This is a genomic window from Sphingomonas sp. R647, from assembly GCF_020177055.1.
In the GTDB taxonomy this organism is placed as follows: domain Bacteria; phylum Pseudomonadota; class Alphaproteobacteria; order Sphingomonadales; family Sphingomonadaceae; genus Sphingomonas.
On the sequence record NZ_JAIQXT010000002.1, the window covers coordinates 91,468 to 111,174 of the forward strand.

At 65.8% G+C, this 19,707-nt stretch carries 24 protein-coding genes; 13 read left to right on the forward strand and 11 right to left on the reverse strand.

Going from position 1 to position 19,707, the window contains the following annotated elements:
- The first annotated feature begins 52 nt into the window (after window positions 1–52).
- Window positions 53–649 (forward strand): recombination mediator RecR, encoded by a 597-nt coding sequence (gene recR / locus K9B35_RS04395; RefSeq protein WP_224920601.1) that lies wholly within the window; start codon window positions 53–55, stop codon window positions 647–649.
- Window positions 650–718: 69 nt separating this feature from the next.
- Window positions 719–1,246, forward strand: a complete 528-nt coding sequence (gene def, locus K9B35_RS04400; protein WP_224920602.1) for a peptide deformylase — start codon at window positions 719–721, stop codon at window positions 1,244–1,246.
- 164 nt (window positions 1,247–1,410) lie between these two features.
- Here def and K9B35_RS04405 read toward each other — a convergent pair whose 3' ends face one another.
- Together K9B35_RS04405 and K9B35_RS04410 are read right to left on the reverse strand one after the other, a co-directional pair.
- Window positions 1,411–2,394: an NAD(P)H-dependent flavin oxidoreductase gene (locus K9B35_RS04405; protein ID WP_224920603.1), complete on the reverse strand. Its 984-nt coding sequence runs from the start codon at window positions 2,392–2,394 to the stop codon at window positions 1,411–1,413.
- Between the two features lie 188 nt (window positions 2,395–2,582).
- On the reverse strand, window positions 2,583–3,107 hold the full coding sequence (locus K9B35_RS04410) for a gamma carbonic anhydrase family protein (RefSeq protein ID WP_224920604.1): 525 nt from the start codon (window positions 3,105–3,107) through the stop codon (window positions 2,583–2,585).
- A gap of 104 nt (window positions 3,108–3,211) precedes the next feature.
- Between K9B35_RS04410 and K9B35_RS04415 the strand changes: the two genes are divergently transcribed.
- Entirely contained in the window at window positions 3,212–3,484 is a 273-nt protein-coding gene (locus K9B35_RS04415; RefSeq protein ID WP_263622325.1) for a GlsB/YeaQ/YmgE family stress response membrane protein, read from the forward strand.
- Between the two features lie 62 nt (window positions 3,485–3,546).
- On the opposite strand, the gene K9B35_RS04420 is transcribed toward K9B35_RS04415, so the two are convergent.
- Entirely contained in the window at window positions 3,547–3,747 is a 201-nt protein-coding gene (locus K9B35_RS04420; protein WP_224920605.1) for a hypothetical protein, read from the reverse strand.
- Between the two features lie 205 nt (window positions 3,748–3,952).
- Window positions 3,953–4,534, reverse strand: coding sequence for an outer membrane protein (locus K9B35_RS04425; RefSeq protein WP_224920606.1), 582 nt, complete (start codon window positions 4,532–4,534; stop codon window positions 3,953–3,955).
- A 237-nt stretch (window positions 4,535–4,771) separates the two neighbouring features.
- Here K9B35_RS04425 and K9B35_RS04430 point away from each other — a divergent pair, with 237 nt between their 5' ends.
- Genes K9B35_RS04430 through K9B35_RS04440 form a run of 3 tightly spaced genes read left to right on the forward strand, consistent with a single transcriptional unit; the run spans window position 4,772 to window position 7,087 of the window.
- Window positions 4,772–5,491, forward strand: coding sequence for a CoA transferase subunit A (locus K9B35_RS04430; protein ID WP_224920607.1), 720 nt, complete (start codon window positions 4,772–4,774; stop codon window positions 5,489–5,491).
- On the forward strand, window positions 5,488–6,432 hold the full coding sequence (locus K9B35_RS04435; RefSeq protein WP_224920608.1) for an HAD family acid phosphatase: 945 nt from the start codon (window positions 5,488–5,490) through the stop codon (window positions 6,430–6,432). Before K9B35_RS04430 ends, K9B35_RS04435 begins: the two co-directional genes overlap by 4 nt.
- 4 nt (window positions 6,433–6,436) lie before the next feature.
- Entirely contained in the window at window positions 6,437–7,087 is a 651-nt protein-coding gene (locus tag K9B35_RS04440; RefSeq protein ID WP_224920609.1) for a CoA transferase subunit B, read from the forward strand.
- A 158-nt stretch (window positions 7,088–7,245) separates the two neighbouring features.
- On the opposite strand, the gene K9B35_RS04445 is transcribed toward K9B35_RS04440, so the two are convergent.
- The gene (locus K9B35_RS04445) at window positions 7,246–7,788 is read right to left on the reverse strand and encodes a hypothetical protein (protein ID WP_224920610.1); all 543 of its coding nucleotides are present in this window, start codon (window positions 7,786–7,788) and stop codon (window positions 7,246–7,248) included.
- 90 nt (window positions 7,789–7,878) lie between these two features.
- Between K9B35_RS04445 and K9B35_RS04450 the strand changes: the two genes are divergently transcribed.
- From K9B35_RS04450 to K9B35_RS04470, 6 genes are all read left to right on the forward strand, one after another.
- The gene (locus tag K9B35_RS04450) at window positions 7,879–8,970 is read left to right on the forward strand and encodes a winged helix-turn-helix domain-containing protein (protein WP_224920611.1); all 1,092 of its coding nucleotides are present in this window, start codon (window positions 7,879–7,881) and stop codon (window positions 8,968–8,970) included.
- 74 nt (window positions 8,971–9,044) lie between these two features.
- Window positions 9,045–10,532 (forward strand): SulP family inorganic anion transporter, encoded by a 1,488-nt coding sequence (locus K9B35_RS04455; RefSeq protein ID WP_224921097.1) that lies wholly within the window; start codon window positions 9,045–9,047, stop codon window positions 10,530–10,532.
- Window positions 10,533–10,603: 71 nt separating this feature from the next.
- Complete coding sequence (gene leuC / locus K9B35_RS04460; RefSeq protein ID WP_224920612.1) at window positions 10,604–12,052, forward strand: 3-isopropylmalate dehydratase large subunit; 1,449 nt, start codon at window positions 10,604–10,606, stop codon at window positions 12,050–12,052.
- Window positions 12,053–12,055: 3 nt separating this feature from the next.
- Entirely contained in the window at window positions 12,056–12,184 is a 129-nt protein-coding gene (locus tag K9B35_RS20135; protein WP_263622328.1) for a hypothetical protein, read from the forward strand.
- 97 nt (window positions 12,185–12,281) lie between these two features.
- A complete protein-coding gene (leuD, locus tag K9B35_RS04465) occupies window positions 12,282–12,911 on the forward strand; it encodes a 3-isopropylmalate dehydratase small subunit (protein ID WP_224920613.1) in 630 nt (209 codons plus the stop codon).
- Complete coding sequence (locus tag K9B35_RS04470; protein WP_224920614.1) at window positions 12,874–13,875, forward strand: NADPH:quinone oxidoreductase family protein; 1,002 nt, start codon at window positions 12,874–12,876, stop codon at window positions 13,873–13,875. The genes leuD and K9B35_RS04470 overlap by 38 nt, the downstream gene beginning before the upstream one ends.
- Before the next feature lie 5 nt (window positions 13,876–13,880).
- Here the strand turns inward: K9B35_RS04470 and K9B35_RS04475 are convergent, their stop codons facing one another.
- The 6 genes from K9B35_RS04475 to K9B35_RS04500 form a co-directional block, all read right to left on the reverse strand.
- Window positions 13,881–14,186 carry a type II toxin-antitoxin system RelE/ParE family toxin gene (locus K9B35_RS04475; RefSeq protein ID WP_224920615.1) on the reverse strand — a complete coding sequence of 102 codons (306 nt, stop codon included), beginning with the start codon at window positions 14,184–14,186 and terminating at the stop codon, window positions 13,881–13,883.
- A complete protein-coding gene (locus K9B35_RS04480) occupies window positions 14,183–14,431 on the reverse strand; it encodes a type II toxin-antitoxin system ParD family antitoxin (protein ID WP_224920616.1) in 249 nt (82 codons plus the stop codon). The genes K9B35_RS04475 and K9B35_RS04480 overlap by 4 nt, the downstream gene beginning before the upstream one ends.
- Before the next feature lie 63 nt (window positions 14,432–14,494).
- Entirely contained in the window at window positions 14,495–15,343 is an 849-nt protein-coding gene (locus K9B35_RS04485) for an AAA family ATPase (RefSeq protein WP_224920617.1), read from the reverse strand.
- A gap of 68 nt (window positions 15,344–15,411) precedes the next feature.
- Entirely contained in the window at window positions 15,412–16,077 is a 666-nt protein-coding gene (locus tag K9B35_RS04490) for a DUF6975 family protein (protein ID WP_224920618.1), read from the reverse strand.
- Window positions 16,078–16,265: 188 nt separating this feature from the next.
- Window positions 16,266–17,105, reverse strand: a complete 840-nt coding sequence (locus K9B35_RS04495) for a CsgG/HfaB family protein (RefSeq protein WP_224920619.1) — start codon at window positions 17,103–17,105, stop codon at window positions 16,266–16,268.
- A 184-nt stretch (window positions 17,106–17,289) separates the two neighbouring features.
- Window positions 17,290–17,763 carry a histidine phosphatase family protein gene (locus K9B35_RS04500; RefSeq protein ID WP_224920620.1) on the reverse strand — a complete coding sequence of 158 codons (474 nt, stop codon included), beginning with the start codon at window positions 17,761–17,763 and terminating at the stop codon, window positions 17,290–17,292.
- 65 nt (window positions 17,764–17,828) lie between these two features.
- Between K9B35_RS04500 and lepA the strand changes: the two genes are divergently transcribed.
- Window positions 17,829–19,637 carry a translation elongation factor 4 gene (gene lepA, locus K9B35_RS04505; protein ID WP_224920621.1) on the forward strand — a complete coding sequence of 603 codons (1,809 nt, stop codon included), beginning with the start codon at window positions 17,829–17,831 and terminating at the stop codon, window positions 19,635–19,637.
- The last annotated feature ends 70 nt before the right edge of the window (window positions 19,638–19,707 follow it).

The window sequence follows — 19,707 nt, forward strand, 5'->3', positions numbered from 1 at the left end:
GCTCACCCTTCACCGCTTGGCAGGGCGGGTGGCAAGCCCCTATGTCGCATCCATGGCATCGCCCGAGATCGAAACCCTGACGCAAGCCCTGTCGCGCCTCCCCGGCCTTGGCCCGCGATCGGCGCGGCGGGCGGTGTTGCATCTGCTCAAGAAGCGCGAGACCGCGCTCGACCCGTTGCTGCGCGCGCTGGAGGCGGTGAGCGAGCGGCTGGCGACCTGCTCGACTTGTGGCAATGTCGATACGACCGATCCGTGCGCGGTATGCGCCGACCCGCGCCGCGACACGCGGCAGCTGTGCGTGGTCGAGGAAGTCGCCGACCTGTGGGCGCTGGAACGCTCGCGGCTGTTTCCCGGCAAATTCCATGTGCTCGGCGGCAAGCTCTCGGCGCTCGATGGGGTGCGGCCCGAGGATCTGGCGATCGACAGCCTCGTCACCCGGATCGCGGCGGGCGGTGTAGATGAAGTCGTGCTGGCGATGAACGCGACGCTGGAGGGCCAGACCACCGCGCACTATATCGCCGAGCGGCTGGAGGGCTATCCTGTGCGGCTGACCCAGCTGGCGCACGGCCTGCCGGTCGGGGGCGAGCTGGATTATCTGGATGAGGGCACGCTGGCACAGGCGCTGCGCGCGCGGCGGCCGGTCGCCTGATCACTCTGATCGGAATTCTGCGGGTCGCGCGGAATTGACCCCGACCGGGGCAACACCTAAATTGGCGCGATGGCTATTCTCCCGATCCTCGAAGTTCCCGATCCGCGTCTCAAGACCATCTCCACCCCGGTCGAGACGGTCGATGACGATCTGCGCGCGCTGATCGCCGACATGTTCGACACGATGTATGACGCCCCCGGCATCGGCCTCGCCGCGATTCAGGTCGGCGTGCCCAAGCGCGTGCTGGTGATGGATTTGCAGGAAGAAGAGGACGAAGAGGGCAAGCCGATCAAGGCACCGCGCGTCTTCATCAACCCCGAAATCCTCGACCCCGCGGACGAGATGAGCACCTATACCGAGGGCTGCCTGTCGGTCCCCGACCAGTTCGCCGATGTCGATCGCCCCGCGACCTGCCGCGTCAAGTGGCTGGACGAACATGGCGTCGCGCATGACGAGCAGTTCACCGGCCTGCTCGCGACCTGCATCCAGCATGAGATGGATCACCTCGAGGGGATCGTGTTCCTCGACCATCTCTCGCGGCTCAAGCGCCAGATGATCATGAAAAAGCTGGAAAAAGCGCGCCGTATGGCGGCTTGATTGCCACGATCGTCGTCCCGGGCTTGACCCGGGACGGGGCTTCTTATTCCCGCGCAGTTGTGCCGGGGTCCACCCATCCGCCAGCGTAGCGCTTGAGCCTCTTGCTTCGCGCTTGCCGCCCGGTGGGCCTCGGCACAAGGCCGGGGTGACGAGGTTTAGTTAGATCAGGCGCTCCAGCCGCCGTTCGACAGCCCGGCAATCCGCGCCTTCGCCGCGCGATACTCCGAATCCAGCCGATCGACGAACTCGGCCACGGGCTGCACCTCGCGCACCGCGCCGATGCCCTGGCCCGAACCCCAGATGTCGCGCCACGCCTTGGCCTTGCTGTTACCGCCCGATCCGAAGTTCATCGCGCTGGGATCGCTCGCCGGGAGGTTGTCGGGGTCGAGCCCCGCGGCCTCGATCGACTGGCGCAGATAGTTGCCGTGCACCCCGGTGAACAGATTTGTATAGACAATATCGGACGCGCTGCCCGCGACGATGCCCTGCTTGTAGCTGGCTTCGGCATTGGCTTCGGCGGTCGCGATGAAGGGGGAGCCGATATAGGCAAGGTCCGCGCCCATCGCCTGCGCCGCCAGCACCGCATTGCCGTTGGCAATCGATCCCGACAGCGCGATAGGGCCGTCGAACCAGCTGCGCGTTTCCTGCACGAAGGCGAATGGGCTGAGCTGCCCGGCATGGCCGCCCGCGCCGGTGCAGACGAGGATCAGCCCGTCCGCGCCCTTTTCCACCGCCTTGTGCGCGAATCGGTCGTTGATGACGTCGTGCAGCGCGATGCCGCCCCAGCCATGCACCGCCTGATTGAGCGCTTCCTGCGCGCCCAATGACGTGATCACGATCGGCACCTGCCATTTGCCGCAGGTGACGAGATCGGCCTCAAGCCGGTCGTTCGAGCGATGCACGATCTGATTGACCGCATAGGGCGCGGCCGGGCGATCCGGATTGTCGCGGTTCCACGCCGCCAGTTCCTCGGTGATCTGGTGCAGCCATTCGTCGAGTTGGCTCTGCGGCCGCGCGTTGAGCGCGGGGAACGAGCCGACGATACCCGCCTTGCACTGGGCGATGACCAGTTCGGGACCGGAGACAATGAACAGCGGGGACCCGATGACGGGGAGCCGCAGGCGATCGAAGAGAGCGGGCAGGGCCATACCCGTTTCATAGACGAACCGAATTGCCTGTCCAGATGCTTTACGTAAACGGCAAGGCTGGGCGTACCGGAAATTCTAAACGTGCCATCAATTTCCCGTCGCCCCGGACTTGATCCGGGGCTGGGCTGCCTTGGCCGAGTGCCAAGAAGAAGCCCTGTCCCGGGTCAAGCCCGGGACGACGATCGGATTTAATCGATCCGCCGCAGCCCGGCACGAAACCGCCGCTGCCGCTCCGCATAATTCTGCGCCGAATACAGCAGCCCGGCGCGAGTCGTCGCGTCGACCTCGCGAATCGCGCGGGCGGGGCTGCCGACGATGAGGCTGCCGGGCGGAAACTCCTTGCCCTCGGTCACCAGCGCACCCGCGCCGATCAGGCAATCGTCGCCGATCACTGCGCGGTTGAGGATGATCGCGCCCATGCCGATCAGCACGCGGTTGCCGATGGTACAGCCATGCAGGATCGCGTGATGCCCGATCGTGCAATCCTCTCCCACGGTCAGCGGTGCGCCGGGATCGGAGTGGAGCATTGCGCCCTCCTGCACATTGCTGCGCGCGCCGAGGATGATCGGCGTATTGTCGGCCCGGATTACAGCACCGAACCACACGCTCGATCCCGCCGCCAGCCGCGCATCGCCGATCACCTCCGCACTTGGCGCGACCCATGCGTCGGGGTCGATCTGCGGCGCGGCATCTTCAAAAGCATAGATCGGCATGCATCTCTCCCGGTCAGCTAATTCCGACGGAGGCGGAACGTCCTGCGGTTTCAACCGTAGTGCATTTAACTCGGCGGTGCCGAGACGGATATGGGAGACGTCGGATGATCAACCTTATTGTATTGCTGGTCGTGGGCGGTGTGCTTGGCTGGCTGGCCAGCATCGTGATGCGCACTGATGCCCAGCAGGGCATTTTACTCAACATCGTGGTCGGGATCGTCGGCGCGCTGCTCGCTGGCTTTCTGATCACCCCGCTGATCGGCGGCGCGTCGATCACGGACGGCGCGTTCAACGTGACCTCGCTGCTGATCTCGTTCCTCGGTGCGGTCGTGCTGCTCGCGATCGTCAACCTGGTTCGTCGCGGATCGGTCCGGTAACGGACACTTCACTCTACCCTTCCCAAGCCCTTACGGGGTGGCCATCCGGCCGCCCCGTTTTTTTATCCGGCAAGGGCAGGCAGTCCGGGGACGCGCGCGCCGAACAGCAGGGCGATCCCCACCGCACCGCACAACACGGCCAGCGTCGATGACATCGAGAACAGGCCCCAGCCGACCGCGTTGACCATCGCCGGATTGGGCCGTGCCGCGCGGCGGTTCTGCTCTGCGGAAATGAGGACAAAGCCTGTCAAAAGGCCGTACATGAATACCGAAAATTCAAGCATATGATCTGAACCCGCCCCCGGAAACCAATCAAATGCTATCGCGCATTGGTTAATTCTTCAACGCTGCGGCCCACGTATTTGCCGCAACGCAGCAGTGTTTCGTCGCATCCGGATCATCCAGCCCGGCCCATGAAAAAGGGGCCGCGCGACCTGGGTCGCACGGCCCCTCCGGCACGTCTTTGGATTAGAAGCGGAAGCCGACGCCGATCAGGCCCTGATGGCGGCTCACATCCTGCTCATAGTTCGAATAGCGATACTCGACCTTGACCGTCACGCCCGAGGCGAGGCGGTGCTCAGCACCGGCGCCGACGCGGAAGCCATCGAGGTCCTCGTTCTCCGAAAAATTCACGGTCGGAGCTGCGGCACCACCGACATAGTCGGCATCCACACGGGCGTTGGTGTAGCCACCCTTGACATAGGCGAGCGACGAGCCGCCGATCTTGATGCCGGCGCGCGCGCCTGCATAGAGATCACGCCCTGCCGAGGTGCACAGCGAATCCGACGCCACGACAACTGCGGACTCGCAATAGTCGGTGTTGCTTTCGGACGCTTCGAGTTCGATGCCGACAACGCCCTTGCCCAGGTCAATATCATATCCTGCGGTGACGCCGTAGATGATGCCGCTTTCGTCCGGACCATCCGTGTTGATCTGCTCCATGCCGCTGAACACCGAGATGCTGGGGCCGGTGAAGCTGTCGGCGTCCTGCGCGAATGCGGGGGTCGCACAGGTCGCGGCGGCGAGTGCCGCGATCGAAAGAATACGCATGTTTACATCCCTCTTATCATTATGTTGCGACTGCGAATGAGCAGACGCGGCGCATGTAGCGAGTGGCTTCTGAACGGCAATGATACGTCGGAAGCCGTAGCGAAAAATTTGCGGTCTGTTGCACTAATGTAACACACTGGCACGCAGCAAAGTTGAAAGTGCGTTCAGGTTCGCTTGACCGCGCCGACCCCCCGCGACTATCGCCGCGAACATTGGGGTTAGGAGAGACTCACGGCGATGAAGAAGCTGTACCCGACTGCCGAGGCGGCGCTGGAAGGCCTGCTGCATGACGGCATGACGATTTGCGCGGGCGGGTTCGGCCTGTGCGGCATCCCCGAGCGGCTGATCGACGCGATCCGCGACAGCGGCGTCACCGGCCTGACCATCGCAAGCAACAATGCCGGCGTCGATGGCGAGGGTCTCGGCAAGCTGCTGCGTACGCGCCAGGTCCGCAAGATGATCTCGTCCTATGTCGGCGAGAACAAGGAGTTCGAGCGGCAATATCTGGCGGGCGAGCTCGAGGTGGAATTCTGCCCCCAGGGCACGCTGGCCGAGCGCTGCCGCGCAGGCGGGGCCGGCATCCCCGGCTTCTACACCAAGACCGGCGTCGGCACGAAGGTCGCCGAGGGCAAGGAAAGCAAGGTCTTCGATGGTCAGGAGTATATCCTGGAGCGCGGAATCCGCGCCGACCTGTCGATCATCAAGGGGTGGAAGGCAGACGAGGCGGGCAACCTGATCTTCCGCAAGACCGCGCGCAACTTCAACCAGCCGATGGCGACCGCCGCCAATATCTGCGTTGCCGAGGTCGAGGAAGTGGTACCGGTCGGCAGCCTCGACCCCGATGCGATCCATCTGCCCGGCATTTATGTGAAGCGGATGATCATCGGCGCGCCCTACGACAAGAAGATCGAGTTCCGCACGGTGCGCCAGCGGACCAGCGACACCGAGGCGGCGTGAGCCGGCTGCGCGCCCTGCTGACGCTCGGCGCAGCGGGGCTGCTGTGCGGCGGATGCGTCGCGGCGGCGATCCCGATCGTCGCGGGCGGGTCGATCGCGGGGAAGCGGTTGCTGGGGCGCGATGAGCCGGACGCTGAGCCACAGCCAGTCGCCGCGGTGACGCCCGCGCCGGTCGCGGCCACGCCCGGCGACGCCACCGCGACGCTAGCCACGCCCGAGGCGCGCGCACTGGCGTTGCGGCTTCAGGCGTCGGCTGCGGCCTCTGCCCCGGCATCGGCGGAATCGGCGGCGGCGTCGCTGCAAGCCTATCAGTCGCTCTGGGCCTATGTCGAACGGCAGGTTGCGGCGCGCAAGGCGGGTGAGGCGGTGCGATCGGTGGTGCTGGCCGAGGGCGCGACCCTCGACGCGCCGCGCTATGTGCCGTGCGACGCAAAGCCGTTTGCGATCCTGTTCGACCTTGATGAAAGCGCGGTCGGGAGCGATCCCGATGCGCGCTTCCGCCGCTGGATCGGCGATGGCAGCGATGCTGTGAGCGCCGTGCCGGGCGCGGTCGAGGGGATCGACGCGCTGCGCCGCGAAGGCGTGCAGGCGATTTTCACCAGTGCGCGACGGCCGTCCGGAAACAATGCGGCGGCGGCGATGCTCGGGAAGCTCGGCTTTGGCGAGTTCGTCCCCGGCAAGACGCTGATCCTGCGCGGCGGGGAGCCGCCGATCTCCGGCGATCAGGTCCGCCGCACCGTCGCCGCGAGCTACTGCGTCGTCGCGATCGTCGGCGATGCGCTGGGCGATTTCAGCGACACCTTCGATGCCGGGGACGCCGCGCGCCGCCCCGCCGCCGCGACCGAGACGATGGTCGCTCCGCTCTGGGGCGCAGGCTGGTTCCTGCTGCCCAATCCGGTGCGCAGCACCGCGACCCCGACAACCGAATTGCCCAAGGAGTGAAGTGATGCCCTGGACCCGCGACGAAATGGCCGCGCGCGCCGCGAAGGAACTGCAGGACGGTTTCTACGTCAATCTCGGCATCGGCATCCCGACCCTGGTCGCGAACCACATCCCCGAGGGGGTCGAGGTGACGCTGCAGTCGGAAAACGGCATGCTCGGCATCGGCCCGTTCCCGTTTGAAGGCGAGGAAGACCCCGACCTGATCAACGCCGGCAAGCAGACGATCAGCGAACTGCCCCAGTCGGTCTATTTCAGCAGCGCGGACAGCTTTGCGATGATCCGCGGCGGGCACATCGACCTGACCGTACTCGGCGCGATGGAGATCAGCCAGACCGGCGACATCGCCAACTGGATGATCCCGGGCAAGATGATCAAGGGCATGGGCGGCGCGATGGACCTCGTCGCCGGGGTCAAGAAGATCATCGTGGTGATGGAGCATAATGCCAAGGACGGCAGCCCGAAATTCATCCCCGAATGCTCGCTGCCGCTGACCGGCAAGGGCGTAGTCGATATGATCATCACCGACCTGGCGGTGTTCCAGCGCCCCGACCATGACTCGCCCTTCCGCCTGATCGAACTGGCCCCCGGCGTGACCGAGGATGAGGTCGCGGCGAAGACCACGGCGGCGTATGAGGTTGCGCTGACGGCGGCGTGATGCGCTAAGACAATCCTCCCCCGCCAGGGGGAGGTGGCGCCGAAGGCGACGGAGGGGGAGGGCGGCTGTGTCCTGTTGCCTCTTGCCGACACCCTTCCTCCCCCTCCGTCAGCTGCGCTGCCACCTCCCCTTGCGGGGGAGGATTGAGATGCGCGCACCTACCCCTCCCGCACCGCTTGTCGGAACAGCCCGGCGGCAACGCACCATAGCGCGCCGAAAAACAGGGTGACCCCGATCGGGAACCCCTGGCCGGTCAGCCAGATATACAGCATCACCCCGACCTGTGCCGCGACCGCGAGCACGGCCGCGCGCACCATGCCGCGGGGCCGGAAGCCGCTGAGCAGCGCAGCGGCAACCGCGACGAACGGCACCAGAAAGAACAGCGCGTTGACCGGATTGTCCTCATTACCGACGATCCCCACGGCAAGATTGATCCAGATCGTCAGGAACGACGCCGCCAGCGCGATGCCCACCCCAGCGCGATAGGTCCAGGCGGGATTAGCGCGTACCGTCAGCTCGACCGCGAGCCCGACGCTGCCAAACATCAGCGCCGCGAACAGAAAGTCTCCGACCGTCCAGTTGACCTCATCGGTGAACTGCATCGCCACCGCCGGGGTCAGCATCAGCGCGGCGATGCCGCCCCATCCGATCAACCGCCACGGATTGCGCCACCCACTGCCACTCTTTGCTTGTTCGACCATTTGCTTGCCTCCATGACTGCTGCGGTCGATCCATGCCGCGCAGCGGGGGTGAGCGGCATGAGCAGGATCTGAGGCTTCGCTGAAATCGACATGGAATCGACCATCTATCGTTTCAGCGGCTTTGAGCTCGACGCGGGCGAGCGCCAGCTGCGTCGGGACGGGGCGGAACTGCCGCTCAACGCGCGCTATCTCGACGCGCTGATCCTGTTGGTGCGCGAACGCGGGCAGCTGGTGACCAAGGACCGGTTCATGGACGCGGTGTGGCGCGGCATCCCGGTGACCGACGAGGCGCTGACCCAGTGCATCCGCACGCTGCGCCGCACACTGGGCGACGAGGCGGGCGATCCGCGCTTCATCGCGACGGTGCCCAAGTTCGGATACCGTTTTGTCGGCGTGATCGAAGGGGAGGGGGCCGCGCCGCCGCTTCCGCCGACGCCAGCGGTGCTCGACGCGGCGCTCGTGCAGTCGCCAATCTGGCGCGTGGGCGCGAGCGGGACGGCCGGCGCGGTCGCGGCGGGCGTGGTCGGCGGGCTGACCTATGGCGTGCTGGGCGCGACACTGGCGGTCCCGGCGCAGAGCGGTGCGCTGTCGTTCGTACTGGTGCTCGCGTGCATCACCATTGCCGTCGCCGCGATCGGCGGCGGAGCGGTCGCGTTCGGCGTGGCAGCGGCGGTGCATCGCAACGGTGCCCGCTCACCGCTGGTGATCATCAGTGGAGCGCTCGCCGGACTGATCGTGGGCGCAGTAGCCAAGCTGCTCGGGATCGACGCCTTCGCCTTGCTGCTCGGCCGGGCACCCGAAGGGATTACCGGCGCGCCGGAAGGGCTGGCGCTGGGCACCGCAGTCGGACTGGCGTTCTGGATCACGACACGCCGGGCGGGGAGCACCAAGCGCCATGCCGGGCTCGCCGGGATAGCCCTTGGTGCAGCGGCGGGCCTTATCATCGCGCTGCTCGGCGGGCGGCTGCTGGCCGGAAGCATCGACGTGCTGACCCATACGATGGAGGGCGCACGGCTGGACCTCAGCCGGATCGGCGCATTGCTCGGCGAAATCGGCTTCGGCCTGCGCAGCCGGATCGTGACGAGCGTCGCGGAGGGCGCGCTGTTCGGCGGGTTCACGGCGGCGGGGCTGTGGCGCGGCATGGGTGCCGCACAGGTTGATCAGCCGGAGCGGCAGGACTAGGGGCCGACGCATCGCTGCATTGCAGCACGTTCCGACCAGCTGACCGAGGAGGCCGTGCCATGGCCGATGTCCATATGTCCTTCGCATCGAATGTCCGCCGCGACTGGCTGACCAATCCGGGGCGCGAGATCGTGTCGGGCCTGGTCGTCGCGCTCGCACTGATCCCGGAGGCGATCGGGTTCGCGTTGATCGCCGGGGTGGACCCCAGCGTCGGCCTTTATGCGAGCTTCTCGATCGCGGTGATCATCGCGATCACCGGTGGGCGGCCGGGCATGATCTCGGCAGCGACAGCGGCGGTGGCGGTACTGGTCGGACCGCTGGTACGCGATCACGGCGTCGAATATCTGTTCGCCGCGACGATCCTGATGGGCGTGTTTCAGGGCATCGCCGCGCTGCTGCGGCTCGATCTGCTGATGCGCTTCGTCTCGCGCTCGGTCATCACCGGCTTCGTCAACGCGCTCGCGATCCTGATCTTCATGGCCCAGCTGCCGCAGCTGACCGGCGTGGGCTGGGAGACCTATGCGATGGTCGCGGCGGGCCTTGCGATCATCTACCTGCTGCCACGCATCACCAGCGCGGTGCCGTCGCCGCTGGTGGCGATCGTGCTGCTCGCTGCGGTGGCGATCGGCACGGGCATCGACGTCAACACGGTGGGCGAGATGGGCAAGCTGCCCGAAGCGCTGCCGATGTTCCATTGGCCACAGGTGCCGCTGACCTGGGAAACGCTGCGCATCATCGCGCCCTTCTCGCTGGCAATGGCGGCGGTCGGCCTCCTTGAGTCCTTGCTGACCGCGCAGATCGTCGACGACATGACCGAAACCCGTTCGGACAAGCAGCGCGAGACGCTGGGGCAGGGGATCGCTAATTTCTTCACCGGCATGATCGGCGGCATGGGCGGCTGTGCGATGATCGGCCAGTCGGTGATCAACGTGAAGTCGGGCGGACGCCGCCGCCTGTCGACCTTTGCTGCGGGCATCCTGCTGCTGATCCTGATCGTCGTGCTCGGCCCGTGGGTCGCGCAGATCCCGATGCCGGCGCTGGTCGCGGTGATGGTGTTCGTGTCGGTCAGTACCTTCCGCTTGCAGTCCTTTGCCGACCTGCGCGTCCATCCGTGGCAGTCGAGCGTGGTGATGCTGGCGACCGTCATCATCGTCGTGTGGACGCACGACCTGTCGATGGGCGTGCTCGCGGGCGTGCTGCTGTCGGGCATCTTCTTCGCGGGCAAGGTGCGCCAGCTGGTGACGATCGAGACCGCGCTGAGCCCTGATGGGCGCACGCGCAGCTACACGATCGGCGGGCAAATCTTCTTCGCTTCGACCGACCGGATCATGGAAACAATCGAGTTCCGCGAAGAGGCAGTCGAGGCGGTGACGATCGACCTCACCGACGCGCATTTCTGGGACATTTCGGCGACCGGCGTGCTCGACAAGATCGTCCTGCGGCTGCGCGGCGAGGGCAAGGCGGTCGAGGTGATCGGCCTGAACGAAGCGAGCGCGTCGCTGGTTGAACGCTATGGCGAGCATGACAAGCCGTTCGCATCGCTCGGCGTCGTCGGGCACTGAAGCGCCGCTTTGCCTTAGAAAATGTCGCCTGCGCTTGCCCCTGCGCAACAAAGGCGTAAGGGGGCCGCATCATGGCCAGCAAACCACGCACGCTTTACGAGAAGATCTGGGCCGCGCACGTCGTCGAACGGCGCGAGGACGGCACCTGCCTCATCTATATCGACCGCCACCTCGTCCATGAGGTGACCAGCCCGCAGGCGTTCGAGGGGCTTCGCGCCGCCGGCCGGCGTGTGCGCCGCCCCGACCTGACCCTCGCGGTGCCGGACCATAATTTGCCGACCACCGCGCGGGTCGATGCGGCGGGCAACCGGCTGCCGATCGCCGATCACGAAAGCGCGCAGCAGCTCGCCGCGCTCGAACGCAATGTCGCCGAATTCGGCATCGACTATTTCGGCGCGACGTCGCCGGAACAGGGCATCGTCCATGTGGTCGGGCCGGAACAGGGCTTTACCCTGCCGGGCACGACCCTGGTGTGCGGCGACAGCCATACCTCGGCGCATGGCGCGCTCGGCGCGCTCGCCTTTGGCATTGGGACCAGCGAGGTCGAGCATGTGCTGGCGACCCAGACGCTGCTGCTCAGCCAGTCGAAGACGATGGAAATCCGCGTCGACGGCACGCTGGGCTATGGCGTCAGCGCCAAGGACGTGATCCTCGCGATCATCGGCAAGACCGGCGCGGCGGGCGGCACCGGCTATGTCGTCGAATATACCGGCGACGTGATCCGCGCTTTGTCGGTCGAGGGGCGGCTGACGGTCAGCAACATGTCGATCGAGGGCGGCGCGCGCTCCGGCCTGATCGCGCCCGATGAGACGACCTACGCGTACCTCAAGGGCCGCCCGATGGCGCCGCAGGGCGACCAATGGGACAAGGCGCTTGCATGGTGGCGCAGCCTGCCGAGCGATCCGGGCGCGGTCTATGATCGCGTGGTCACGTTGCAGGGCAGCGATATCGCTCCCTCGCTCACCTGGGGCACCAGCCCCGAGGATGTGGTGCCGATCACCGGGATCGTCCCCGATCCCGAAAGCTTCGCCGATCCGTCGAAGCGGGTCGCGGCACAAAAGTCGCTCGATTATATGGGTCTCACCCCCGGCACGCGGATGCAGGACATTGCGGTCGAGAATATCTTTATCGGCAGCTGCACGAACAGCCGGATCGAGGATCTGCGCGCCGCCGCTGCGGTGGTCAACGGGCGCAGGGTTGCCGTCGGCGTGCGTCAGGCGCTGATCGTCCCCGGCTCTGGCCTGGTCAAGCGTCAGGCCGAGGCCGAGGGGCTCGACCGCATCTTCACCGCCGCGGGCTTTGAATGGCGCGAGCCGGGCTGTTCGATGTGTCTCGCAATGAACCCCGACAAAGTGCCGCCGGGCGAACGATGTGCTTCCACTTCCAACAGAAATTTCGTAGGGCGACAGGGTCCGGGCGCCCGGACGCATCTCGTTTCGCCGGCAATGGCGGCGGCGGCGGCGGTAACCGGGCGACTGACGGACGTGCGGGACCTGATGGGGGCCCAGGCGGGGGAATGACCGGTGAAGCGCGTATTGGTGGCATTGATCGCGGGCACGATCCTCAGCGGCGCGGCGGCGGTCTATTCGACCACCAGTTTCACGGTCGGCGAGGCGCGGGCAAGCGCGCAGGTAACCGCCCCGGTGCGCTGAGCGCGCCGAGCGGATTCACGTTAGGCGGGCGAGACATCGGGCGGCGCAACGGCGCGGCCGGTATTGTCGTGCGCCAATTGCAGAGCTGGAGCTGAACATGGACCCCGTCCGCAAGGTCGAAGGGCGCGCCTATCCGTGGGGCGCCAAGAATATCGACACCGACATCATCATCCCCGCGCACTGGCTCAAGACGATCAGCCGTGAGGGCCTTGGCAAGGGTGCGTTCGAAACCGTGCGCGCGCAGCCGGGGAACATTTTCGACGACCCCGCCTATGCCGGGTCCCCGATCCTGATCGCGGGCGACAATTTTGGGTGCGGGTCGAGCCGCGAGCATGCCGCCTGGGCGCTGAAGGACATGGGCATCACCGCCGTGATCGCGCCGAGCTATTCCGACATCTTCTCGGGCAACGCGTTCAAGAACGGCATCGTCGCGGTGGTGTTGCCGCAGGACGCGATCGACCGGCTGATCGAGGTCGCAAAGACCGATTCCGTCACAATCGACCTTGAGACGATGACCGTCACCACCCCGTTTCAGGACCGCTTCAGCTTCGAGATGGACCCGTTCCGCCGCGATTGCCTGATGCAGGGGCTGGACGAGGTCGGGCTGACACTGGCAAGAGATACCGCAATTTCGAAATATGAGTCGATGGTCGCCGACGCGCGGCCGTGGCTTAAGAGGGAGAGCGGTGATGCGGGCCTTGTTGTCGAAGGAAGTGGGCGGACCTGAAACTCTAACCATGGGTGAGCTGCCGGATCCGGTAGCGAAACCCGGTGAGGTGGTGGTCGCGGTCAAGGCCTGTGCGATCAACTTCCCCGATGTGATCATCATCGAGGACAAGTACCAGTTCAAACCCCCGCGTCCGTTCGCGCCGGGCGGCGAAATTGCCGGCGTTGTAGAGTCGGTGGGTGAGGGCGCCACCGACCTCAAGCCCGGCGACCGCGTGCTCGGATCGACCGGCTGGAACGGCCTCGCCGAAAAGGTCGTGGTCGAACGCCGCCGCCTCTACCCGCTGCCCGACAGCAAAAGCTTCGAACAGGGCGCGGCGCTGCTGATGACCTATGGCACCAGCATCCATGCGCTGCTTGACCGCGGGCATTTGAAGGCGGGCGACACGCTGCTGATCCTGGGCGCGGCGGGCGGCATCGGCCTGTCGGCGATTGAACTCGGGAAGGCATTCGGGGCGCGCGTCGTCGCGGCGGTGTCGAGCGACGAAAAGGCCGCGGCAGCCAAAGCCGCCGGAGCAGACGAAACAGTCGTCTATGGCCGCGCCCCGTTCGACAAGGACGCGTCCAAGGCGCTGGCGGAACAGTTCAAGGCGGCGGTCGGGCCGAACGGCGCGAACGTCATCTATGACCCCGTCGGTGGCGACTATGCCGAACCCGCGCTCCGCTCGATCGCATGGGAGGGCCGCTACCTCGTCGTCGGCTTCCCGGCGGGCATCCCCAAGCTGGCGCTCAACCTGACCCTGCTTAAAAGCTGCGACGTCTGCGGCGTGTTCTGGGGCGCCTTTGCGGCGCGCGACCCACAGGCGAACGCCGCGCATGTCGACCACCTGTTCCGCCTGTGGGAAGCGGGCAAGATCAACCCGCACGTCAGCGAGGTGTTCGCATTCGAGGATGGCGGCAAGGCAATCGCCAAGCTCGCGGATCGGGGCGCGATCGGCAAGCTGGTGGTGCGGGTGGCGGAGTAGGGGCGCTAATCCGGGTCGGTGCCGAGGCGGGCGGCCATGTCCATCGCCTGATGTGGGACGCCGATGATGTCGATCCCGTCCGCGCGAATCTGGTAGAAGATGACATGCGCCTCGTGGCGAAAGCTGCGATAGCCCGGCGCGATTTCGTCTCGCGCTCGCCCGAGCATGGGGTGCTCCGCCAACCACGCGAAGCGCGCGTCCAGCCCGCGCACATAGGCATCGCGCTGCTGACGTCCCCATTGGCGCAGCGTGTAGCGTCCGATCGTCTTGAGGTCTTCAAATGCGCGCGGGGTGACGCGCAACGACGTCACCCCTCGCGGTCCAGCGCGGCGATAACATGATCGGCGGAATAGTCTTTGACGAACTCGCCGTTCCGCGCCTCGGCGGCACCTTCAGAAAGGTGCGCGCGCAACGCCTCCAGATGTGCCTTGCGTTCCTCCAAAGCCCGCAACCCGTCGCGCACCACTTCGCTAGCCGAACCGTAGCGTCCGCTGCCGACCTCGCTGCGAATGAACTTCTCCCAATGCTCGCCTAGGCTAAGACTGGTATTTGCCATGACGGCCTCCGCTATTCATTACGAATATATATGAATAGTCGTGCCGCTGCCAACCCCCGGCGCCTACTTCCCCTGCTGCCGCCGCGCCATGAATGCCAGCCGTTCGAACAGCATCACATCCTGCTCATTCTTGAGCAGCGCGCCGTGCAGCGGAGGGATCGCCTTGGTCGGGTCGCGCGATTGCAGGACATCCAGCGGCATGTCCTCGTGCAGCAGCAGCTTGAGCCAGTCGAGCAGCTCGCTGGTGCTCGGCTTTTTCTTGAGGCCCGGCACCTCGCGGATGTCGTAAAAGATATCCATCGCCTTGCTCACGAGGATCTTCTGGATGCCGGGGAAATGGACGTCGATGATCGCTTGCATCGTCCCGCGATCGGGGAATTTGATGTAGTGGAAGAAGCAGCGGCGCAGGAACGCGTCGGGCAGTTCCTTTTCGTTGTTCGACGTGATCACGACGATCGGGCGCTCGACGGCGCGCACGGTTTCGCCGGTCTCGTAGACATGGAATTCCATGCGATCGAGCTCGTGGAGCAGGTCGTTGGGGAATTCGATATCGGCCTTGTCGATCTCGTCGATCAGCAGCACGGGGAGTTGGGGCGACGTGAACGCGTCCCACAATTTGCCCTTGCGGATATAATTGCCGATCTCATGGACGCGCGGATCGCCAAGCTGGCCGTCACGCAGCCGCGCGACCGCGTCATATTCATACAGGCCCTGATGCGCCTTGGTCGTCGATTTGACGTTCCATTCGATCAGCGGCGCGCCGACTGCCTTGGCGATTTCATAGGCAAGGACGGTCTTGCCCGTGCCCGGCTCGCCCTTGACCAGCAGCGGGCGGCGCAGCGTGACCGCGGCGTTGACCGCGACCTTCAGATCGTCGGTTGCGACATAATCCTGCGTGCCTTCGAAGCGCATTCCCGTCCCCGCTGAAATTGGAAGATCGGGTATGGACTAGCCGGGGAAGGCCGTCGCGCGCAAGCGGGTTAGTATTTCCCGCGTGCCGAGGCGCGCGCCTCGAGCAGGTCGATCAGGCCGCGATGCTGCGCCAGCATCTGCTGCGCGCCGAACGCCATCGCGCGCTCGACCGACATCGATCCGGCCAGCACATCGATCACCGTCGCGGTTTCAAAGGCGGGGGGCAGCTGGTTTTCGATCGGGTCGACCCCGACGCGCCCGGCGAGGATATCGAGGACCGCGCGTATCGCAGGCCAGTCGAGTGCGAGCGCGATGGCAGTGCCATCGGCACAGCCATTGCGGTCGGACTGGGCGAGCATGTCGAGCGCGTGGCGCTGCGCGGTGACGGCCGCTTCCGAGGCGGCCTGGCCGGGCGTGCTCGGCAGCGGCCCGGCGGCGGCGACCAGCCGGACGAGATAGGCACGCTCGGCGGCGAAGCCCTGCGCCGACTGGGCGAGCCATTCGGCTGCGGCCGGCTGGCGCGAATGCGCTGCTGCCTGTTCAAACAGATCGGGGTGGCGCGCGTGCAGCAGGCAAATCTGATGGACCAGGTCGCCCAGGTCGCGCAACGGGGCAATCCCGCTCGACAAACGCGTCAGATAGGGGTGCGTCGCGCTGCCATCAGCGGCGACGAGCGCGACCAGCGTGCCAGAGGCGCCGCTTAATCCTGCTGTCCGTGCCGTTTCAGGTTTCATGGTCCCCCGCGAAGCAACGTTGCCGGCCCATCCGGCATCCCTGGGGAGTCGCTTTGCCCCACAGGTCTATACCGAACCGCGTAAAGACGTGGTTGATGCGACGTTAAGTGATCCTTCGGAACTGGGGGGATGAAAAAAGGGCCGGAATGGGTAATTCCGGCCCGTGATTTCAACGATTTGGCGGACGATCAGCGCCGCGCGGGCGGAGCCGCCGCCGCAGCATCGTCGGGCAGGCCGCCGAGCTCATAGACCAGCTTGGTATAGGCATCGAGATAGGCGAGGACGATCACCTGGCCGATTTCGGTGTTCTGATAGCCGCCGCCGCCAGCCGCAGCGAACCCGCCCCACCAGCCGGCACCGCCGCCCGCGGCGAAGCCGACATCGGTCTTGCGCGCATAGCCTTCGGTCAGCGCCTTTTCCTCGGTGGTGCGCGCATCGACCATCGACAGGGTGACGCTGGCTTCCTTCTTGCTGACCTTCAGGCCGCCCGCGAGCGCGCCGACGCCACCCAGAATGCCGCCGCGACGGCCCAGCAGTCCACCGATCGCGCCACCGACCGCGCTGCCGCCCGAATCCTTGTTCGACGACACGATGTCGGGCTGAAGGAAATAATCGGCGGTGCGGACCTGGCCCTTGCCGATATTCTGGCCGCCCTGCATCTCACCCTGCTCCTGCAGCGCGCGCTCCATCGCGCGGCTCTGCATCGCGCGGCCGCGATTGACGATGGTGAAGCAGCCCGATTGCTGGACGAACACCTTGATCACCGCCTCGGGGCTGCCAAGGTTCAGTTCGCGCCACCATTGCTTGTCGGGCTCGACGATTGCGATCGTACCGAGATTCTTGGTGCAGCGCGGGATCTCGCGCTGGCCGCGCTCCTGATCGCGGCGGCCGGACGACGCGCCCTTGGTCGTGCCGTCCTTATAGGTCTTGCCGGACGCACTGGTCGCGGTCTGCGCGGAAGCGGCGATCGGCCCGGCCGCCATTGAGGCAAGCGCAGTGGCGGCGATCAGATTGCGGACGAGACGCATGGATATTCCCTCCCTTGGTGGAGCATTCTGCCCCAAAGCCGTGGCGACGCTGCCCCGCGGCACGCCCGCCTTCAACTGACATCTTCTGACACGGAAGGCCCCGGCCCCCGCGCCGATCATATCGCATCCGGCATGATGGCGCATCGGGAAAAGCGCCGCCCGCTACCCGGAATGATCGCGCGATTCAGGGTGCGATGGTGGTGTGCCCGGTCTTGCCCTCGGCAACCGTCCACACATCCCCGAAATCCTCATGAGCAAGGTCGCCGGGGCGCGAGCCGCCAAGCTTCTCGACAATGTCAGGAACGGTGTTGCTGTGGCCGACGATCAGCACCGGGCACGCCGCCGCCTTCGCCCGCGCGACCGCGCCGGCGATGTCGGCTGCGTCATAGCTCTGGATCGCGATACTGCGCCCGGCGGCAGTCGGCGCGGCGGTCTGGCGCGTGCGCTTATACTGCGTCACCAGAATCGCACACAGCCGCTTGCCGCGAAACCACCGCGCCAGCGCCTCGGCGCGGGCGACGCCTTGCGGCAGCAGATCGGGGTCCTTCTCGCCCTTGGGCGTGTCGAAATGGCGGACGACATGGATCGTTGGCGGCTCCTGCACGGCAAGCGCGGGGGCGGGGAGAAGGGCGGCGAGGGCGATTAGGGTCAGGCGCATTGCCGCACACTGGTCCCACGGGGTATCTTCCGCAAGTGCCGCACCCCTGCTAACGCGCGCGGTCTATGGCAACCGACCTTTCCCGCATCCGTAACTTTTCGATCATCGCGCATATCGATCATGGCAAGTCGACTCTGGCCGATCGCCTGATCCAGCGCACCGGCGGCCTCACCGCGCGTGAGATGTCCGAACAGGTGCTCGACAACATGGACATCGAGAAGGAACGCGGCATCACGATCAAGGCGCAGACCGTGCGCCTCGACTGGAAAGGGCCGGATGGGCTCGATTATGTCCTCAATCTGATGGACACGCCGGGCCATGTCGACTTCGCCTATGAGGTGAGCCGCAGCCTCGCCGCGTGCGAGGGCGCGCTGCTGGTGGTGGACGCGGCGCAGGGGGTCGAGGCGCAGACGCTCGCCAACGTCTATCAGTCGATCGAGCATGACCATGAGATCGTGCCGGTGATCAACAAGATCGACCTGCCCAGCGCCGAGCCGGAAAAGGTCCGCAACGAGATCGAGGAAGTGATCGGCATCGACGCCTCGGGCGCGGTGCTCGCCTCGGCCAAGTCGGGCATCGGCATCGACGAGATCCTGAACGCCGTCGTCGAGCGCATCCCGGCGCCGAAGGGCGATGCCAACGCGCCGCTCAAGGCGATGCTGGTCGACAGCTGGTACGACCCCTATCTCGGCGTCGTCATCCTGATCCGCGTGATCGACGGCACGATCAAAAAGGGCCAGCAGATCAAGTTCATGGCCGCCGGCACGACCCACCTGGTCGATCGCGTCGGCGCCTTCCGCCCCAAGATCGAGCAACTGCCCGACCTTGGCCCCGGCGAAATCGGCTTCATCACCGCGCAGATCAAGGAAGTGGCACAGGCGCGCGTCGGCGACACGCTGACCGACGCCAAGCGCCCTGCGGCCGAAGCGCTGCCGGGGTTCAAGGAAGTCCAGCCGGTGGTGTTCTGCGGCCTGTTCCCGGTCGACGCCAACGACTTTGAAAAGCTGCGTGAGAGCATCAGCAAGCTTCGCCTCAACGACGCATCGTTCAGCTTCGAGATGGAAACCTCCGCTGCGCTCGGCTTCGGCTTCCGCTGCGGGTTCCTCGGCCTGCTGCATCTGGAGATCATCCAGGAGCGGCTGATGCGCGAGTACGATCTCGACCTGATCACCACCGCGCCGTCGGTGGTGTACCAGATCGAGCTGACCCATGGCGGCGGGCATATCGAGCTGCACAACCCCGCCGACATGCCCGATCCGAACAAGATCGAAAGCATCGCCGAACCGTGGATTCAGGCGGTGATCTACGTTCCCGACGAGTATCTCGGCTCGATCCTGAAACTGTGTCAGGACCGGCGCGGCATCCAGAAGAACCTGACCTATGTCGGTGGCCGCGCACAGGCGACCTATGAACTACCGCTCAACGAAGTGGTGTTCGATTTCTACGATCGCCTGAAGTCGCTGTCGAAGGGCTATGCCAGCTTCGATTATGAACAGATCGGCTATCGCGAGGGCGACCTCGTCAAGATGGGCATCCTCGTCAATGAAGAGCCGGTCGATGCGCTCAGCATGATCGTCCACCGCGCCACCGCCGAAGTGCGCGGGCGCGGCATGGTCGAGCGGCTCAAGGAACTGATCCCGCGCCATCTGTTCAAGATCCCGATCCAGGCGGCGATCGGCGGCAAGGTGATTGCGCGCGAAACGATCAGCGCGATGCGCAAGGACGTGACCGCCAAATGCTATGGCGGCGACGCCACCCGCAAGCGCAAGCTGCTGGACAAGCAGAAAAAGGGTAAGGCGAAGATGCGCGAGTACGGCTCGGTCAGCATCCCGCAGGAAGCCTTCATCGCTGCGCTGCGGATGGGCGAGGAATAACCCTTCTCCCCTCCCTGAAAGGGAGGGGTTGGGGGTGGGTGCGCGCGTCTGCGCGCCCGAAGACTCCGAC

Bases quoted from the DNA above. Each gene is read 5' to 3' on its own strand.
- recR (WP_224920601.1), top strand. From the start codon at position 53: ATGGCATCGCCCGAGATCGAAACCCTGACGCAAGCCCTGTCGCGCCTC.
- def (WP_224920602.1), top strand. From the start codon at position 719: ATGGCTATTCTCCCGATCCTCGAAGTTCCCGATCCGCGTCTCAAGACC.
- K9B35_RS04405 (WP_224920603.1), bottom strand. From the start codon at position 2,394: ATGGCCCTGCCCGCTCTCTTCGATCGCCTGCGGCTCCCCGTCATCGGG.
- K9B35_RS04410 (WP_224920604.1), bottom strand. From the start codon at position 3,107: ATGCCGATCTATGCTTTTGAAGATGCCGCGCCGCAGATCGACCCCGAC.
- K9B35_RS04415 (WP_263622325.1), top strand. From the start codon at position 3,212: ATGATCAACCTTATTGTATTGCTGGTCGTGGGCGGTGTGCTTGGCTGG.
- K9B35_RS04420 (WP_224920605.1), bottom strand. From the start codon at position 3,747: ATGTACGGCCTTTTGACAGGCTTTGTCCTCATTTCCGCAGAGCAGAAC.
- K9B35_RS04425 (WP_224920606.1), bottom strand. From the start codon at position 4,534: ATGCGTATTCTTTCGATCGCGGCACTCGCCGCCGCGACCTGTGCGACC.
- K9B35_RS04430 (WP_224920607.1), top strand. From the start codon at position 4,772: ATGAAGAAGCTGTACCCGACTGCCGAGGCGGCGCTGGAAGGCCTGCTG.
- K9B35_RS04440 (WP_224920609.1), top strand. From the start codon at position 6,437: ATGCCCTGGACCCGCGACGAAATGGCCGCGCGCGCCGCGAAGGAACTG.
- K9B35_RS04445 (WP_224920610.1), bottom strand. From the start codon at position 7,788: ATGGTCGAACAAGCAAAGAGTGGCAGTGGGTGGCGCAATCCGTGGCGG.
- K9B35_RS04450 (WP_224920611.1), top strand. From the start codon at position 7,879: ATGGAATCGACCATCTATCGTTTCAGCGGCTTTGAGCTCGACGCGGGC.
- K9B35_RS04455 (WP_224921097.1), top strand. From the start codon at position 9,045: ATGTCCTTCGCATCGAATGTCCGCCGCGACTGGCTGACCAATCCGGGG.
- leuC (WP_224920612.1), top strand. From the start codon at position 10,604: ATGGCCAGCAAACCACGCACGCTTTACGAGAAGATCTGGGCCGCGCAC.
- leuD (WP_224920613.1), top strand. From the start codon at position 12,282: ATGGACCCCGTCCGCAAGGTCGAAGGGCGCGCCTATCCGTGGGGCGCC.
- K9B35_RS04470 (WP_224920614.1), top strand. From the start codon at position 12,874: ATGCGGGCCTTGTTGTCGAAGGAAGTGGGCGGACCTGAAACTCTAACC.
- K9B35_RS04480 (WP_224920616.1), bottom strand. From the start codon at position 14,431: ATGGCAAATACCAGTCTTAGCCTAGGCGAGCATTGGGAGAAGTTCATT.
- K9B35_RS04485 (WP_224920617.1), bottom strand. From the start codon at position 15,343: ATGCGCTTCGAAGGCACGCAGGATTATGTCGCAACCGACGATCTGAAG.
- K9B35_RS04490 (WP_224920618.1), bottom strand. From the start codon at position 16,077: ATGAAACCTGAAACGGCACGGACAGCAGGATTAAGCGGCGCCTCTGGC.
- K9B35_RS04495 (WP_224920619.1), bottom strand. From the start codon at position 17,105: ATGCGTCTCGTCCGCAATCTGATCGCCGCCACTGCGCTTGCCTCAATG.
- K9B35_RS04500 (WP_224920620.1), bottom strand. From the start codon at position 17,763: ATGCGCCTGACCCTAATCGCCCTCGCCGCCCTTCTCCCCGCCCCCGCG.
- lepA (WP_224920621.1), top strand. From the start codon at position 17,829: ATGGCAACCGACCTTTCCCGCATCCGTAACTTTTCGATCATCGCGCAT.